At 63.3% G+C, this 15,696-nt stretch carries 10 protein-coding genes; 6 read left to right on the top strand and 4 right to left on the bottom strand.

Annotation, left to right across the window (positions count from 1 at the left end; genetic code table 11):
* The first annotated feature begins 5 nt into the window (after positions 1–5).
* Positions 6–950 (top strand): hypothetical protein, encoded by a 945-nt coding sequence (locus AC1DMA_RS06320; protein ID WP_478143621.1) that lies wholly within the window; start codon positions 6–8, stop codon positions 948–950.
* A 24-nt stretch (positions 951–974) separates the two neighbouring features.
* Here AC1DMA_RS06320 and AC1DMA_RS06325 read toward each other — a convergent pair whose 3' ends face one another.
* A complete protein-coding gene (locus AC1DMA_RS06325; RefSeq protein WP_478124265.1) occupies positions 975–1,346 on the bottom strand; it encodes a response regulator transcription factor in 372 nt (123 codons plus the stop codon).
* Positions 1,347–1,566: 220 nt separating this feature from the next.
* Between AC1DMA_RS06325 and AC1DMA_RS06330 the strand changes: the two genes are divergently transcribed.
* Complete coding sequence (locus AC1DMA_RS06330) at positions 1,567–3,036, top strand: DUF1254 domain-containing protein (RefSeq protein ID WP_478143622.1); 1,470 nt, start codon at positions 1,567–1,569, stop codon at positions 3,034–3,036.
* A 37-nt stretch (positions 3,037–3,073) separates the two neighbouring features.
* Positions 3,074–4,027 carry a SphA family protein gene (locus AC1DMA_RS06335; protein ID WP_478143623.1) on the top strand — a complete coding sequence of 318 codons (954 nt, stop codon included), beginning with the start codon at positions 3,074–3,076 and terminating at the stop codon, positions 4,025–4,027.
* A 27-nt stretch (positions 4,028–4,054) separates the two neighbouring features.
* Here AC1DMA_RS06335 and AC1DMA_RS06340 read toward each other — a convergent pair whose 3' ends face one another.
* The 3 genes from AC1DMA_RS06340 to AC1DMA_RS06350 all read right to left on the bottom strand — a co-directional run bounded on the left by AC1DMA_RS06340 (position 4,055) and on the right by AC1DMA_RS06350 (position 6,815).
* The gene (locus tag AC1DMA_RS06340; protein WP_478143624.1) at positions 4,055–5,935 is read right to left on the bottom strand and encodes an ATP-binding protein; all 1,881 of its coding nucleotides are present in this window, start codon (positions 5,933–5,935) and stop codon (positions 4,055–4,057) included.
* Between the two features lie 61 nt (positions 5,936–5,996).
* Positions 5,997–6,308 carry a hypothetical protein gene (locus AC1DMA_RS06345; RefSeq protein WP_478143625.1) on the bottom strand — a complete coding sequence of 104 codons (312 nt, stop codon included), beginning with the start codon at positions 6,306–6,308 and terminating at the stop codon, positions 5,997–5,999.
* A 63-nt stretch (positions 6,309–6,371) separates the two neighbouring features.
* Positions 6,372–6,815 (bottom strand): outer membrane lipoprotein, encoded by a 444-nt coding sequence (locus tag AC1DMA_RS06350; RefSeq protein WP_478143626.1) that lies wholly within the window; start codon positions 6,813–6,815, stop codon positions 6,372–6,374.
* A 137-nt stretch (positions 6,816–6,952) separates the two neighbouring features.
* Between AC1DMA_RS06350 and AC1DMA_RS06355 the strand changes: the two genes are divergently transcribed.
* The 3 genes from AC1DMA_RS06355 (at position 6,953) to AC1DMA_RS06365 (ending at position 15,604) form a co-directional block, all read left to right on the top strand.
* On the top strand, positions 6,953–7,741 hold the full coding sequence (locus AC1DMA_RS06355) for a DUF3313 domain-containing protein (RefSeq protein WP_478143627.1): 789 nt from the start codon (positions 6,953–6,955) through the stop codon (positions 7,739–7,741).
* Positions 7,738–8,550, top strand: coding sequence for a transporter family protein (locus AC1DMA_RS06360; RefSeq protein WP_478143628.1), 813 nt, complete (start codon positions 7,738–7,740; stop codon positions 8,548–8,550). The genes AC1DMA_RS06355 and AC1DMA_RS06360 overlap by 4 nt, the downstream gene beginning before the upstream one ends.
* Positions 8,551–8,698: 148 nt before the next feature.
* A complete protein-coding gene (locus AC1DMA_RS06365) occupies positions 8,699–15,604 on the top strand; it encodes an autotransporter-associated beta strand repeat-containing protein (protein WP_478143629.1) in 6,906 nt (2,301 codons plus the stop codon).
* The last annotated feature ends 92 nt before the right edge of the window (positions 15,605–15,696 follow it).

The following is a 15,696-nucleotide window of genomic DNA, read 5'->3' on the forward strand; positions in this document are numbered from 1 at the left end:
GGAGCATGAGGTCTATCGCGTTGGCCTTTGTGCTTGGTGCTGCGGTCTTCGCCTCCTGCGTGGCGGCACAACCGGCAGACCTCGTGCTGACTGAGGCCAAGCTTCAACAGCGCGTGAACGGTGTGCTCGCGTTGATGAGCTATTCCGTTGTGCCCGACCTCGCTTCGAGTTCGCTATCGATCTCCAGTCCCGATACTGGAGATCCAACGATTGCGATGTCTCAGGTCGCCGGTGGATTCACCGTCAGCCAATCCTTTCCGCTCTATCTCGAAGGAGGACTCGCCGCGAGCCGCTATGACCCGACGTTCTACGCGAGTAGAGGCAATGAGGAGCGACCGATCCCGGCGAAATGGAACAACGGCGCGTTGACCGGCGGAATAGGATGGGACTTCCCCTTGATTCCAGACCTCAAGTTCAGGCCTATCGTCAATGTCGCGCTCGGACGCGTCGCAAGCGACTTGGCAATAGCCAGAGCCCTTCTCGGCCCCAATGGGGGGCCCGAGTTCGATTTTCTCGACAGAGGCCATCTCACGGCCTACGGCTTTGGCGGCTCACTGATGCTGGACTACGAGCGATATCGGCCGGAGGATGAGATCGACGTCGAGCTTCGCTACACCAACATCCGGCTGCAAAGTCGCAGCAGCAGTTCACTGGCCGTACAGGGCCACGCCGACGCCATCACCGCCAGTCTTTGGAGCCGCTACCGGGCTCCGACCGGATTCACGGCAATGGAGCGCCCATTGCGCTATGTACTGGAGTACGCATACACACGCTATCTCGGCGACCAGGCAGGGGTGCTGGGGTTCTCTTCGCTGAATTCGGTCGGAATCGGCCTCGAGCTTGATTCGAGTGCGCGCGACCTCTTCATTACCCGCACGCGACTCGTTCTGCGTCACATGTTCGGTCACGCGGTGTCGGGGTTCTCGGTCGGACTGGCAGTCAGCTTTTAACGTTCCGCCGGCAAACTCCGCATCTCAGTCGGCCACGCGCCGGATCGCCTCGAGCACATCGGCTCCCGCCTCGCTTTTGAGAAAGTAGGCCGCACAGCCGATGTCCCGTGCCGCAGCCCGGGTCTCAGGGTCGTCGTGCGCAGTAATGAAAATGAATGGCGGGTGCCCGCCCTGCGCGACCATGTACTGAGCCAATTCAATGCCCGATAGGCCCCCGAGCTGGATGTCCAGCAACAGACAGTGGAACCGGGGTTTCTTCGCGTCCGCGAGGAACTCTTCTGCCGAGCCGTAGGTAACCGGCTGCATGCCGGACGCGCGCAGCAGCCTGCCAAGCGATCGGCAAAGGCTGTCGTCATCATCGACGACGGCAACGTAAAAAGGAGTGATGGTGCTCATCGGGAGTCACCTTCTACTTTGGGCGCCTCCGAAGTCGCCGTCTACTGCCCCTTAGGGAAGGTCGGAGTGGGCAGCTACCTACCACCGAGACTGCTATACCTCAAGGCAAGGGTGCGTCGACCCTGCCCTTTGGTGCAGTTGCCAACTCACTGATGCCGCTGGCATCATGCCGCCGAACGCTGCAACACTGCAGTGACGACACTGCACGCAAAGGGCAAACATGAAAGCGAAACGGAAGATATGGCTCACGGTGCTTGCCGGGGCGATCAGCCTGACGGTTGGCTGCGCGAGCAAACTCGATCCAGTCAGCCAGGCGGCCAAGGCCGATGCTGCGAAGGGAGCGGCAGTGCCCAGCATTGCCGAGACCAAGGCGATCGCCGAAGAGGCCTTCGTCTATGGTCTTCCGATCGTGATGAACTATGCGGTGATGTACGAATTCGCCGTGGATTCGAAGTCGAGCCAATTCAAGGCGCCGTTCAACAAGATCAATAATCAACACCATGTCGCCACCTATGAGGACACGGCGATCGTCACCCCCAACAGCGATACGCCCTATTCCTTTGTCTGGCTTGATCTGCGCGCCGAGCCGATAGTGGTCTCCGTGCCTGCAGTGGATAAGCGGCGTTACTACTCCGTGCAGCTCATCGACGGCAACACCTACAACTACGGCTACATCGGCACTCGCGCCACGGGCAGCGCACCGGGCAACTACCTGGTGGTTGGCCCGGACTGGAAAGGCGAGACTCCGGCGGGAATCAAGAAGGTCTTCACCTCGACCACCCCGTTTTCACTCGCACTGTTTCGGACACAGCTGTTTAACCCGAAGGACATCTCGAATGTCGAGAAGGTGCAGGCAGGCTACAAGGCGCAGCCGCTTTCCGCATTTCTCAACCGACCCGCGCCGCCTGCCGCCCCGGCCCTCAACTTCCTGCCGGCGACCACGGCCGGGATCAAGCAGAACTACTTCGAGTATCTCGACGCGGCGCTTCAGTTCGTGCCCGTGACACCCGAAGACAAGGAGCTGCGCGCCAGGCTTGCCCGCATCGGCATCGGCCCAGGCAAGACCTTCGAGTTCAAGGATCTATCGCTTGAACACAAGGGTGCCGTTCTGCTGGCCATGAAGGAAGGGGACGAGAAGATCGACAAGTACGTGGCCACTGGCGTGAAGAACATCAACGGTTGGAACGTCGGCTCGTTCTTTGGCGATCGCGCCTACTACAAGGGCGACTGGCTCAAGCGCGCTGCAGGCGCCAAGTCCGGCGTGTACGGCAACGACGACGTCGAAGCGATGTATCCCATCACTCGCGTGACAGCGACGGGCGAGACGATCGACACCAGCAAACGCAACTACACCATCACCTTCCCTGCCGGGCAGTTGCCGCCCGTGAACTCGTTCTGGTCGGTGACGATGTACGACGGCAAGAGCCAGCTGCTGATCAAGAACCCCATCAACCGCTACCTCATCAATTCGCCGATGGTCTCGGCGATGAAGAAGAACGCCGACGGCTCGCTGACGCTCCACATCCAGAAGGACTCACCGGGCAAGGCGCTCGAAGCCAACTGGCTGCCGGCGCCGAATGACACCGTCTACCTGGTAATGCGTCTGTACTGGCCCAAGGAGTCGCCGCCTTCGATCCTGCCAGCAGGAGCAGGCACCTGGAAGCCGCCCGCAGTCGTGGCGTCGAAATAGGCCTCTGCTGGCGAGCTTCAGTTCGTCGCCAAGACCTATGAAGGCTCGCACCCTGCTCGCGAGCCGCTGCCTTCTAGGCGCGGCACTGGCGCTCACCGCAGTGCACAGCCACGCGGACGAGGGCGGTGTGCCCTTCTGGTTCTCGGGCCAGTATTCGAGTCTTTCTGCCACACCGGCCACGCCCGGCTGGTCACTCACCACGATGGGCTACGGCTACAGCGGCAGCGCCTCGACGGGCAAGCTGCTGCCGAGAGGCAACACCGTGTCGGCGGGGGTGAGTTCCGATGTGGCGTTGCTGCTCGCACAGCTAAGCTACGCGCCAGAGACCCAGTGGCTGGGCGGCCAGGCTTCTCTGGGCGTGGGCTTCGGCTACGGCAGGAACTCGACGAAGGCAGACATTTCAACGTCCGCCCTCGGCACCGAGCTAAAGCGCACCGATACGACCAACGGCTTCACTGACCTTTACCCGATCGCCAGCATCGCCTGGACACAGGGCGTGCACAACTGGATGACCTACGCGACGGGTGATGTCCCGGTGGGCGCCTACGACAGCAAGAGACTCGCGAACATCGGTATTGGGCATGCGGCCTTCGACGCCGGTGGCGGCTACACCTATCTGGATCCGCAGAGCGGGCGCGAGTTCTCGGTCGTGGGGGGCCTCACCTACAACTGGGAGAACTCCGACACGAACTACAAGAATGGGGTCGACTCGCATATCGATTGGGCGGCGTCGCAATTCCTCTCGGCCAACTGGGAGGTCGGGCTGGCAGGCTACGTGTACTACCAGCTGACCGGAGACAGCGGATCGGGTGCCAAGCTAGGACCGTTCAAGTCTCGGGTCGCAGCCATCGGACCCGAAATCGGATACGCATTCAAATTAAGGGGACTGCCGGCCTATGCCAATTTGCGCGCTTACTACGAGTTCTGGGCGCAGAATCGCATCTCGGGCTACTCGGTGTTTGCAACGTTGGTACTGCCACTCGGGAAATGAAGCCTCACTGGGTGCCGAGCGCGCAATTCACGCCGCCTTTAAGGCTCCGGCAGATCCCATAGGCCTCGGCACAGGCTTGGCAGTCTGATCTGTCAATGAGGCCGGCAGCGTAAAGCGCAGGCTGGCCCCGCCACCTTCGCTGTTCTCGGCCCACAAGCGCCCTCCATGCGCCTCGATCAACGAGCGCGAGATCGACAGGCCCATGCCCATCCCGGCGGATTTGGTCGTGAAGAACGACTCGAAGATTTGCTCCGTTCGCTCCCTGGCAATGCCGGCACCGGTGTCGTTGACGGCGATCTCGACCGTGCCGGCGGCACGACGCATTGCGCTGACCACAATGCGCCGGCCCTTGCCTGCGGCTTCATCGATGGCGTCCATGCCGTTGGAGATGAGGTTGAGCAGCACCTGCTGCAGATGGATCCGATCACCCAGCACCGCAGGCAGACCGTGCGCAACTTGCAAGACCACCCGAATGTGCCGCGCCGCCGCATCGGGGCGCACCAGCGCGGTGGCGTCCTCCAGCAGCTCATCGACCTTCAGGGGCACGACTTCGATTTCGTGGCGCCGCAGCATCGCGCGCATGCGGTCGATCACGGCACCGGCGCGCTGGTCGTCGGCGCGGATGTCTTCGACGATCTCGCGGATCTCGTCGAGATCCGCATGCCCTGAGCGCAACATCAGTTCAGCGGCTTCGGCGTTGCGAAGGATCGCGCCAAGCGGCTGGTTGATTTCGTGGGCCAGGGCCGCTGCCAATTGGCCCATGACCGACAGGCGGCCCGCATGAGCGATCTCGTCGCGCAGGCACAAATTCTCTTGCTCGGCTTCCTTGCTCGTGGTGATGTCGCTGCATACGCCCCGGCTGCGGACCGCGCGATCGCGGTCGAATTCGAACTGGCCCTGCGCCGAGACCCACCGCAAGTCCCCATCAGCCCCGCCGGCGCGAAACTGCATCTGGTAGCGGCCTTCCCCGACGCCGGCGGCCGCTTGCGCGAACGCCGACCGAACTGCGTCGCGGTCGTCCGCATGCACCTTCAGCAGCAATGATTCGAAGCTGATCTCCTCGCCCGGCGAGAAGCCGAACAACTGGCGCGTTCTCGGACTCGCCCAAACCGCATCGCTCGCCACATCGCGCATCCACAGGCCGAGTTTTGCAGCCTGCGTGGCGAACGTCACGCGCTCTTCGCTCTCGCGCAAGGCGTTGACCAGGTTTGCTGCAGAACGCACGTTGCGGCTCAGCTCGTACGCCATTGCAAACACGATGCCCAGGGAGAACAAGCTCACGGTGATGGGCATCTCGATGAAGCCCCAGAACACGAGGATGGCCTGGCCGACGCCGCCCACTGCGAACAGGCAGGTCGTCCCGCCGATGGTGAGGGCGGCGGACCTGTCGCCGCGGCGCCAAGCCGAGCGGCCTGCATCCAGCACAAAGATGGCGAACAGGCCCATTGCCACCTGAGCAACCAGCATCCAATGATTGGGTGTGCCGACAGCGACCGAGACGTTCTCGCCCAGGAACGGCAGGGCGCGCAAGTCCGAGATCTCGTCATAGTTCAATGACTGGCCGCTCAGGAAGTTGGGCACCAGCGTGAAGGTCCTCAGTGCGATGACTGTCCACCCCAGCCAAGGGCGACCGCTCCGGAGATAGCTGCGCACGAAGGCGACCAACGATACGGTGACAAGCCATACCGCCACCTGCCCCACGCGATTCGCAAGCGCATATTCATCTGGCGTCTGCGATTTCATGGCGACGAGTTCGCAGAAGGCAAGCGCGGCCGTCGCCATGGCCAGGAGCGACAGGAACAGACTCGGCCATGCGGCCCGGTCCTTCACCCAAACCAGCAGATGCACTGCAGCCAGCATGAGGCAGGCGGAACCGACCATGGCCCAGACAATGGTGACCCAGCTCATAGAACTCCATTCGTTGCGGACCTCGATTCTCGTTCGAGTCCAGCAACGAAGGCGACGGGATCTAGGAGCGAGCGCGAATCACGTCGGATACAACACCGTTCTCGTTGACTGTGCAGTTGACGTCACGTTGTCCGGCACCGATGGCGAGCGTGACCACGTAGATCCCTTGCTGCATGGTCTCTGTGTCGCCAAGCGGCTTCACGTCTTCCCTTGCGACCTTGTACTCGCGGGAAACAGCATCGACGCAACTGGTTCGTGCCATGACCGGGGACATGAAGCCTCCGATGATCGGCGCCGCAGGGCGGTAGTTGGCACAGCCGCCGACGACCGAACAAAGAATGACGAAAGCTGTCGAACGATTGCGAAAGGACATGCTGATTGCCTGGGGAGTGTGACTCACGAAGCGAGACTCATGACGACGAGAACTACTTGTGCCTCATTGAGGCAGGACGCGAGCGGCCTCGCCATTGCCCTGGATGAAGACGCGCTGACCTACCCGCAATCCGTGCGTCACCGGCTGAGTCACCTCGACAAGCACGCCGCTGTCGACTCGAACGAAGATCTGCTGACCTTCAAGTGGCTTGCTGTAGCGTTCCGCGATTTGGCCGCCCGCCATGCTGCCGCCGATCGCGCCCACCACCATGGCGACGTCGCGGCCGGTGCCGCCGCCGATCAGGCTGCCAATTCCCACACCCGCCAGTCCGCCGAGCACCGCGCCCACGCCGGCGTGGTGAGAAGTCGGGATTTCTGTAGGCGAGATCTGCTCAATCTTGCCTTGTCGGATCGACACTGATGCTTGCTGCGATGCCGGCACGGCGCAACCCGCGAGAAAGACAGCCATTGCGAATGCGGAAAACAGTGAGAGAAGACGCAATTTCATGAACTCAATAACTCCTGGATTTTGGAAACAGCGCGCACTGTGTGCGCTTCGCGCAGTGGCGTCTACTGCCCTTTAGGGAAGGGGCGCATTCGCCTGTTTACCCATATGCTCGGCCTCAAAACCAATGAGGAGTCCAAGTGGGAATTCGAGTTCGTCCTTACGTCGCGCTGATGGCGCTTGCTTCCGGTGCACTCCTTGCGGGCTGTTCCACGCCGGGCGCAAGCAGCACCGGAATCGTGGCATCCAACAACGCCGAGGCCAAGATCGGCAAGGTTGGATTTCTTACAGAGCCGGCACGGTTGAAGCCCACGCCGGGCGGCGAAGGATTTCTGTGCTGGCTGCAACCCGACGTGAGGTGGAGCAGCTACGACAAGGTCATGATCGAACGCATTCAGGTTTACCTGGAGCCCGGTGCGGTGCAGCGCCCTGTCGACCCGACCGACCTGAAGGCACTGCTGGACTACTTTCATGGCGCATTGGTCAAGAACCTTGCGCCAGTCGTCCAGATCGTTGATGCGCCAGGACCGGGTGTGCTGCGCTTGAAGTTCGCGCTGACCTCCCTCATTCCGACCAACACCGTTGCAAGCCTGGCAGGTACGGCGGTGCCCTATGGGTTCGTTGCCGAGATGGGCGCTGGCGCTGCGACCGGCCGCCCTGTGGGCTCGACGCCCTATATGGGCCAGACAGGGCTGGAGGCACAGTTCAGGGACGGCGCAACGGGCAAGGTCGTCGGCGAGTGCGCGGACACCGAGATCGGCCTCAAGTACGCCGCCGACCTGAATAAGGGTGCAACGACTGCAGCGGTCGCATGGATGAACGGCTATGCCAGTTCGTTCACGAGCTGGAGCTATGCGCAGGACGCCTTCAATAAATGGTCGGAGGCGTTCGCCCGCCGTTTCGCTGTCCTGCGCTCGGCGTCACGATGAAAGCGTTCGCTCGGACACGGGCCATCAGCGTCGTGCTGATGGCTCTTTCTTCGGCGGCTTCGCACGCGCAGCAAAGCAACGAGGAGCTCGCCAAGGCGGCGCAGAACCCGCTCGCCAGCTTGATCAGCGTGCCGTTCCAACTCAACACCAACTTTGACACCGGCCCCGAGCAGCGCACGCAGAACGTGCTGAACATCCAACCGGTCGTGCCGTTCAGCCTCAACGAGGATTGGAACCTGATCTCGCGGACCATCATGCCGCTGATCTGGCAGCCGCCCTCCTCCCCCCTTGAAGGCTCCACGTTCGGTCTCGGAGACATCCAGGTCAATGGCTTCCTGTCGCCGAAGAACTCGGGGAGCTGGATCTGGGGCGTTGGTGCTGTGGCACAACTGCCCACCCACACCAACGACAGGCTGGGCAATGACCGCTGGGGCCTCGGTCCCACAGCGGTGGTCCTTCGGCTCGAGAAGGGCAGCCCTTGGGTCTATGGCGCATTGATCAACAACATCTGGTCAGTGAGCAGTTCCTCGGCGGACCCGAAGATCAACCAACTCACCTTGCAGCCGTTCCTGAACTACAACTTTGCAGGCGGCTTCTACCTGACCTCGTCACCTCTCATCACAGCGAACTGGGAGGCGTCGGGAGGCCAGAAGTGGACGGTGCCCGTGGGCGGCGGAGTCGGCAAGATTGTCCGGTTCGGAAGGCTCCCGGTGAACCTGCAGGCCTCTGCTTACTACAACGTCGAGCGGCCCGACAACGCGCCTCGCTGGTCGATGAGACTCCAGGCGCAGCTGATGTTCCCCAAGTGAGTGTTCAGAAGATGCGCTGGCGACGCGCGATCCACAGCAAGGTGCATCGCAGCGTCATCGCCATCGCCATCGCTCTGGGACCTACGTGGACGACGGCGAGTCGGGCGTAGGGCTGCGACGGACCGTCAGACAAGGAGACGATTTCACAATGAACAAGTCGTATCACAGCCTTTGGAACGCCGCATTGTCGTCCTGGGTAGCAGTACCCGAGACGGCGCGCACACAGAGCAGCGGCAAGTCCCGAGTGGCATCTTGTGTTGGCGGATTGCGGCTCGCCGTCCTGGCCTTCGCCGTAGCAAGCGCCTGGGCGATGCCCGCGGCAGCAGCCACGCTGTACTGGGACACCAACGGCAACACTGCGGGCCTCGGCGGCACGGGCATGTGGGATACCAGCAATTCATCTTGGAATACCAGCAGTACCGGTACCGGTGGCACGCTGTCCGCCTGGAACAACGCGGCGCCGGACAACGCGCTCTTCGCGGGGAGCGCTGGCACCGTGATCCTTACCCAGCCGATCAGCGTAGGTAACGTTAGCTTCAGCACCAGCGGTTATGTCCTCAATGCTGGTCAATTGACGCTTGCTGGCACTGGCGGTTCCACCTTCACCACTGCGACCGGGATTACGGCCACCATCAATTCCGCCATAACAGGGACTGCTCCCCTCGTCAAATCAGGGGCCGGCACACTGAACATCTCCAATATCGGCAACAACTATTCCGGCGGCACCGTTGTCTCGCAGGGCACGGTCGTTTCCGGGGCAGGTGTGAACCCGTCGAGTGCGAACAACTATCTCGGGTCCGGCACGATTACCCTTGGCGATGCGAATACCGGATCCGGCAACGTCGCATTGCTGATGAACTACGGTAACTTTTTCACCAATCAAACGGTTTTCGGCAACAACATTGTTGTGAGCAGTCTGGCGGGTGGCCAAGTCACCATCGGCACAACGTTCTTCAGTCCGGGCACCAATGGATCTCAATACAGCGGAACCATCACATTAGGACGTGATGTGACACTGCAGGGAGGCAATGCCGACCGGACAACGTACATAGGAAAGATTACCGGCACCGGAAACCTCACTGTCACCGGGGGCCGCACGACCTTCCAAAACAGCATCAACGATTTTCTGGGTACCGTCACCGTGACGTCTGGCGCGACGTTACAGCTCAGCGCATTGAATGCCGTACCCAGTACATCTGATGTCACGATCAACGCGGGAGGCGTTCTGGACACGGCCGCTGCAGGAGCCCACCAGACCATCAAGTCGCTGAACGGGGCTGGTACCTTCTTGGGGTCGGTCACGGGACACGCGACGACGCTGACCCTGGGTGCCAACAATGGCTCGGGTGTGTTTTCTGGAGCGATTCAGAATGGAGGCGTGGTAAGCCTCGTAAAGACGGGCTCCGGCACGCAGAGCCTCTCAGGAACGGGCAACAGCTATACGGGCAGTACCACGCTCAGCGGCGGCACTCTCAGCGTCACGCGACTGGTTGACGGCGGTGCTGCCAGCAGCATCGGTCAATCGACCAATGCAGCGGGCAACTTGGTGCTCAACGGGGGCGCCTTGAGCTATGTTGGCGCGGCTACGAGTACCAATCGCCTGTTCACCATCAACGGAAGCGGCACGCTGGATGCCTCCGGCAGCGGAGCGTTGACGTTCAGCAACGCGGGCGCCATCGTGGGCAACGGCGTCCTCACGCTCAGCGGCAGCAGCACCAGCAATAACAGTCTGGCGCCAACGCTTGGCGGAACATCGTCGCTCGTCAAAGGCGGAAGTGGAACGTGGATAGTCTCCGGGAACAATTCGTATACCGGCGGCACCGCGTTTAATGGCGGCACTTTGCAGGTGTCCAGTGATGGCAATCTGGGTGCTGCCAGTGGCGCGATACGTTTCGACGGTGGAACTTTGCGCTTGGGCAGTAGCTTCGATCTTGCGATCGGTCGCGCTGTCGTTCTAGGCGCCGGAGGCGGCACGATTGACCTCCAGGGCTTTGATTCCGTGTGGGGCCAGGGCGCCAGTGGCAGCGGCGCACTCACGAAGGCCGGTGCGGGAACACTTGTTCTCACCGGTAGCAACACCTATGGCGGAGGCACGACCATCGCTGGCGGTACCTTGCAGATCGGCGCTGGCGGCACCTCGGGCGCCATCGTCGGCGATGTGACGGACAACGGCGCTCTCATCTTCAATCGCAGCAATGCCTTCGCTCTCGAGGGCGCCATCTCAGGAGCCGGAAGCCTCTCGCAGATAGGCGGCGGAGTCACCAGCCTGAGTGGCAACAGCAGCACCTTCTCAGGCAGCACCAGCATCACGAACGGCACCCTGCTGGTCGACGGCGTCCTGGGTGGCTCCGGTAGCGCCATGAGCGTCTCCAATGGCGGCGCCCTTGGCGGCAATGGCACCGTTGGCGGAAGCGTCGCGATCAGCGACGGCATCCTCGCGCCTGGCACCATGCCCGGCAACGTGCCCGGGACGCTGACGATCAACGGCAATCTGTCGCTGACAGGCGCGTCACGGCTCAACTATAAATTCGGGCAGGTCGGCGTCGTCGGCGGTCCTCTCAATGACCTGACGGTGGTGGGCGGCAATCTGACGCTGGACGGCACCCTCAACGTCGCCACCTCGGCAGGCGGCAGCTTCGGCCCTGGCCTGTACCGCGTGATCAGCTATGCCGGCACGCTGACCGACAACGGCCTTGTCCTCGGCACGCAGCCCGTCGGCAGCACGAGCTTCGTGCAGACCGCCGTCGCCAACCAGGTCAACCTGGTCAACACGGCGGGCCTGACGCTGAACTACTGGGACGGCCCCGCCGTGCCGCGCAATAACGGTGTCGTCAACGGCGGCAATGGCACTTGGCAGACCTCAGCCGGCAACGACAACTGGACCGAGGCGACCGGCGCCATCAATGCGCCTTATGCGAACGGCGCCTTCGCGATCTTCTCCGCTGTGCCCGGTACGGTCCAGGTCGACAACAGCTTAGGTGCAGTGGTTTCCGGCGGCATGCAGTTCGCCAGCAGCGGGTATCGTGTGCAGGGCCAGCCCATCACACTGGCGGCCGGCAGCAACACGCTTCGAGTCGGTGATGGCTCGGGGCCGAGCGCGGGTTACGTCGCGACGATTGCGTCCGCGCTGACCGGTGCCGGCGGCATCGACAAGACCGACCTCGGCACCCTCGTGCTCACCGGCACCAACAGCTACACCGGCGGCACCACTGTCAGTGCGGGGACGCTGCAACTGGGCGCTGGTGGCGCGTCCGGGGCGATCGTCGGCAACGTACTCAACAACGGCACACTCGCCTTCAATCGTCCCGATGACGTCATCTTCGATCCCGTCATTTCGGGCGGCGGTGGTGTGATTCAGCGCGGTGCCGGCGCCCTCACCTTCACGGCTGACCAGAGCTATACGGGCGGAACGACCATCAGCAGCGGCGCGCTGAGCCTGGGCAACGGCGGCACGAGCGGGACCGTCGTGGGCAATGTGGTCAACAACGCGGCGCTGGTTTTCAACCGCTCGGACGATCTCAGTTTCGGCGGCGCCATCTCCGGTGCGGGCATGGTCGCGAAGGTCGGCGCCAACAAGCTGGTCCTGACGGGAGACAGTACGTTCACAGGCGGCACAACCATCGCGGGAGGAGGCACGCTTCAACTGGGCAATGGCGGGACCTCGGGCAGCATTGTGGGCGATGTCGTGAACAGCGGCACGCTTGTCTTCAACCGCAGCAACGACCTGAGCTTCGCCGGTTCCATCAGCGGCGCCGGAGCGCTGTCCCACATTGGCAGCAGCAGCACAACGCTCACYGGTGACAGCGGAGCCTTCGCAGGCAGCGCCAGTGTCACGAATGGGGCCTTGTGGATCGAAGGCTTACTGGGCAACGCCGCTAGCACGCTCAACGTGGCGACCGGCGGAACATTGGGAGGTACTGGTACTTTCGGCGGCAGCATGACCATCGCGGATGGCACCCTGGCGCCGGGCAACCCGCTAGGTACGCTGACCATAGGCGGCAATCTTTCGCTGGCCGCGCCGTCGGTACTGGCGTACGAGTTCGGACGGTCGAACGTCGTCGGCGGCGCGCTCAACGACCTCACCCTGGTCGGTGGCAACCTGACCCTGGACGGCACGATCAATGTCAGCGCACCAGGCGGAGGGGCGGCCGGTCCAGGCTTGTACCGCGTGATCAGCTATGGCGGCACGCTGACCAACAATGGCTTGGCGATCGGAACCCAGCCGGCAGGCAGCTCGCTGTTCGTTCAGACGTCCGTGCCGCAGCAAGTCAACCTCGTCAATACCGCGGGTCTCGCTCTGAATTTCTGGGATGCAGGCAACACAACCCGCAACAACGGTGTCATCAACGGCGGCAACGGGGTGTGGCAGGCGACGGGCGGGAATGACAACTGGACCGAGTCGACCGGCGCCATCAATGCGCCCTATGCGACAGGCGCCTTCGGGATCTTCTCGGCCACGCCCGGCACCGTGACAGTGGACAACAGCCTGGGCGACGTCGTATCGGGCGGCATGCAGTTCGCCAGCAGCGGCTATCGCGTGCAGGGGCAGCCCATCACGCTGGCTGCCGGCAGTAACACGCTTCGCGTGGGTGACGGTTCGGGACCGGGCGCCAGCTACCTCGCGACGATTGCATCCTCGCTAAACGGTGCCGGAGGAATCGACAAGACGGACCTGGGCACCCTCGTGCTCACCGGCGCCAACGGTTACACCGGCGGGACCACCATCAGCGCCGGCACTCTGCAAGTCTCGCTGGACACAAACCTCGGTGCCGCAACCGGTGCGCTCAATCTTGCGGGCGGCACGCTCCGGACCACAGGCGACATCGCCACGGCGCGGCCCACCACCATCAGCGCTGCGGTCGGTTCGATCGACACCGCCGCTGGCACAACCCTGACGCACACGGGCAACGTGGCAGGCGGCGGCGCCTTGCTGAAGCTCGGCGCCGGCACGCTCGTGCTGGGTGCCGATGCCACCTACCGCGGCGGCACCACCATCGCTGGCGGCACGCTGCGATTGGGCAACGGCGGCACGATGGGCAGCATCGTTGGCAATGTCTTGAACAACGGTGCGCTGGTATTCGACCGCAGTGATTCGCTGACCTTCGCGGGGGCCATCAGCGGCAGCGGCACGGTCACCAAACTCAACGGCGCGAATCTCACTCTCGCAGGAGCGAACAGCTACAGCGGCGGCACTGCGCTGAAGGGCGGGCAGATCACGGTCGGCAACAACAATGCGCTCGGCAGCGGCGCGCTGTCCATGGACGAAGGCACGACGCTGGGCTTCGCGGCGGACAGACTGAAGTTGGGCAATGCCGTAGTGCTGACCGGCACGAGCGATCCGGTCATCGACACCGGCTCCTTCACCGAAACGCTGTCGGGCGTCATCTCGGGCGGCGGCGCACTCACGAAGAATGGAAGCGGTACGTTGGTGGTGTCGGGTGCCAACACCTACAGCGGTGCCACCAACGTGGCTTTCGGAAGCCTGCAAGCGGGCGCCGCCAACAGTTTCAGCGCGGCATCTGCCCACAGGGTCGCCGCGGGTGCCACGCTCGATACCGGCGGATTCAATCAGCGCGTGGCCGCGTTGACGAACAGCGGCACGGTCAATCTGGCAAGTGGCGTCGCGGGCAGCGCACTGACCGTTGCAGGACCCTACGTGGGCAAAGGCGGCCTCCTGCGTCTGGGCACGACTCTGAACGGCAGCGCCAGCGCGAGCGACAGGCTGGTACTCGACGGACCGACTGCCGTGGCGAGTGGCAGCACCAGCGTGCAGATCGTGAATCTCGGCGGCCTCGGCGGCTTGACCACGGGCAATGGCATCGAGGTCATCAGCGCGACCAACGGTGCCACCACGACCGCGCAGACCACCCGCAACGCATTCAGCCTCGCAGGTGGTCACGTGGATGCGGGTGCCTATGAGTACCGCCTCATCGCAGCCGACGCGCTGGGTGCCGGCGAGAACTGGTACTTGCGTTCATCCACCACGGCTGTCATTGCGCCACCGGTCGATGAAGTGCTGCCTCCCGGACAGCCAACGCCACCTGCGACGCCGCCCGTTCAGCTCCCGACATACCGCGCGGAGGTTCCATTGGTGGCCGCTTTGCCTTCGCAGCTCAGGCAGGCAGATCTGGCGATGCTCGGTAACCTGCACCGGCGCGTGGGCGACGAAGATCCAGCGACCCTCGCCAGCACCGCCGTCGGCACCGCCCCAGACTCGGCGAGCACAGGCGCGCGCCGCACGTGGGGCCGCCTCGTCTATGCCGACCTGGACATCCAGCAGCAAGGCATCGCTCAGCCGCACAGCGATGGCAGGCTGAGCGGCCTGCAGGTCGGCACCGACCTGTTCGCCACCGATGCATGGAAGGCCGGCATCTACGTCGGCTATCTCGACGGCAGCGCCGATGTCAGCGGGAATGCGCGCGGCCTCACGGCACGAGTGGGCAACAACGACCTGCGCTCGCGCTTCCTTGGTGGGTACGCGACCTGGATGGATGCGAGCGGCTGGTATGTCGACAGCGTGCTGCAGGGCGCGAGCCAGCGCTACAACGTGAACCCCGACATCAACCCCCACGCCTCGGGCAAGGCCAGCAGCTTCTCGGCCTCGGTCGAAAGCGGCAAGGCCTTTGCGCTGAACGAGCGCTGGAGCATCGAGCCGCAGGCGCAGCTTGCGTGGCAGCACAGCAGCTTCGATGATCTGGTGCTCGGTGGCGCGCGCGTGCGGCAGGACGCCGGCGACGGCTGGATCGGACGGCTTGGCGTGCGCGTCAAGGGCGATCTCGCAACGGGTGCGGGAAGGCTACAGCCCTATGGCCGCGTGAATGTCTACCACGCGAGCTTCGGCGATGACGTCGCCAGCTTTGTCGGCCCTGCGGGCGTGACTGCCATCGTCAGCCCGGGCGGCTACAGCGCTGCCGAAGTGGCCGCGGGCGCGACGCTGTCGCTCACAAGAGCGACCAGTCTCTACGGGGAAATCGGCCACATGTGGAGCATCGGCGGCAATGCCAGCGTCAAGGCATCCGTGCAGGCATCGGCAGGGCTCAAAGTGCGTTGGTAGCGAAGCGCCATTGATAAGATTCGGTGGCGTCTCGTTGCGCGTGAGTTCGCAAGCTCAGGGCCGCATTCGGGCCTCTCACCACCCTCTGATCA

The sequence above is a fragment of the Variovorax sp. 05N34 genome, from assembly GCF_056397405.1.

Bases quoted from the DNA above. Each gene is read 5' to 3' on its own strand.
- AC1DMA_RS06360 (WP_478143628.1), top strand. From the start codon at position 7,738: ATGAAAGCGTTCGCTCGGACACGGGCCATCAGCGTCGTGCTGATGGCT.
- AC1DMA_RS06335 (WP_478143623.1), top strand. From the start codon at position 3,074: ATGAAGGCTCGCACCCTGCTCGCGAGCCGCTGCCTTCTAGGCGCGGCA.
- AC1DMA_RS06340 (WP_478143624.1), bottom strand. From the start codon at position 5,935: ATGAGCTGGGTCACCATTGTCTGGGCCATGGTCGGTTCCGCCTGCCTC.
- AC1DMA_RS06320 (WP_478143621.1), top strand. From the start codon at position 6: ATGAGGTCTATCGCGTTGGCCTTTGTGCTTGGTGCTGCGGTCTTCGCC.
- AC1DMA_RS06330 (WP_478143622.1), top strand. From the start codon at position 1,567: ATGAAAGCGAAACGGAAGATATGGCTCACGGTGCTTGCCGGGGCGATC.
- AC1DMA_RS06325 (WP_478124265.1), bottom strand. From the start codon at position 1,346: ATGAGCACCATCACTCCTTTTTACGTTGCCGTCGTCGATGATGACGAC.
- AC1DMA_RS06345 (WP_478143625.1), bottom strand. From the start codon at position 6,308: ATGTCCTTTCGCAATCGTTCGACAGCTTTCGTCATTCTTTGTTCGGTC.
- AC1DMA_RS06350 (WP_478143626.1), bottom strand. From the start codon at position 6,815: ATGAAATTGCGTCTTCTCTCACTGTTTTCCGCATTCGCAATGGCTGTC.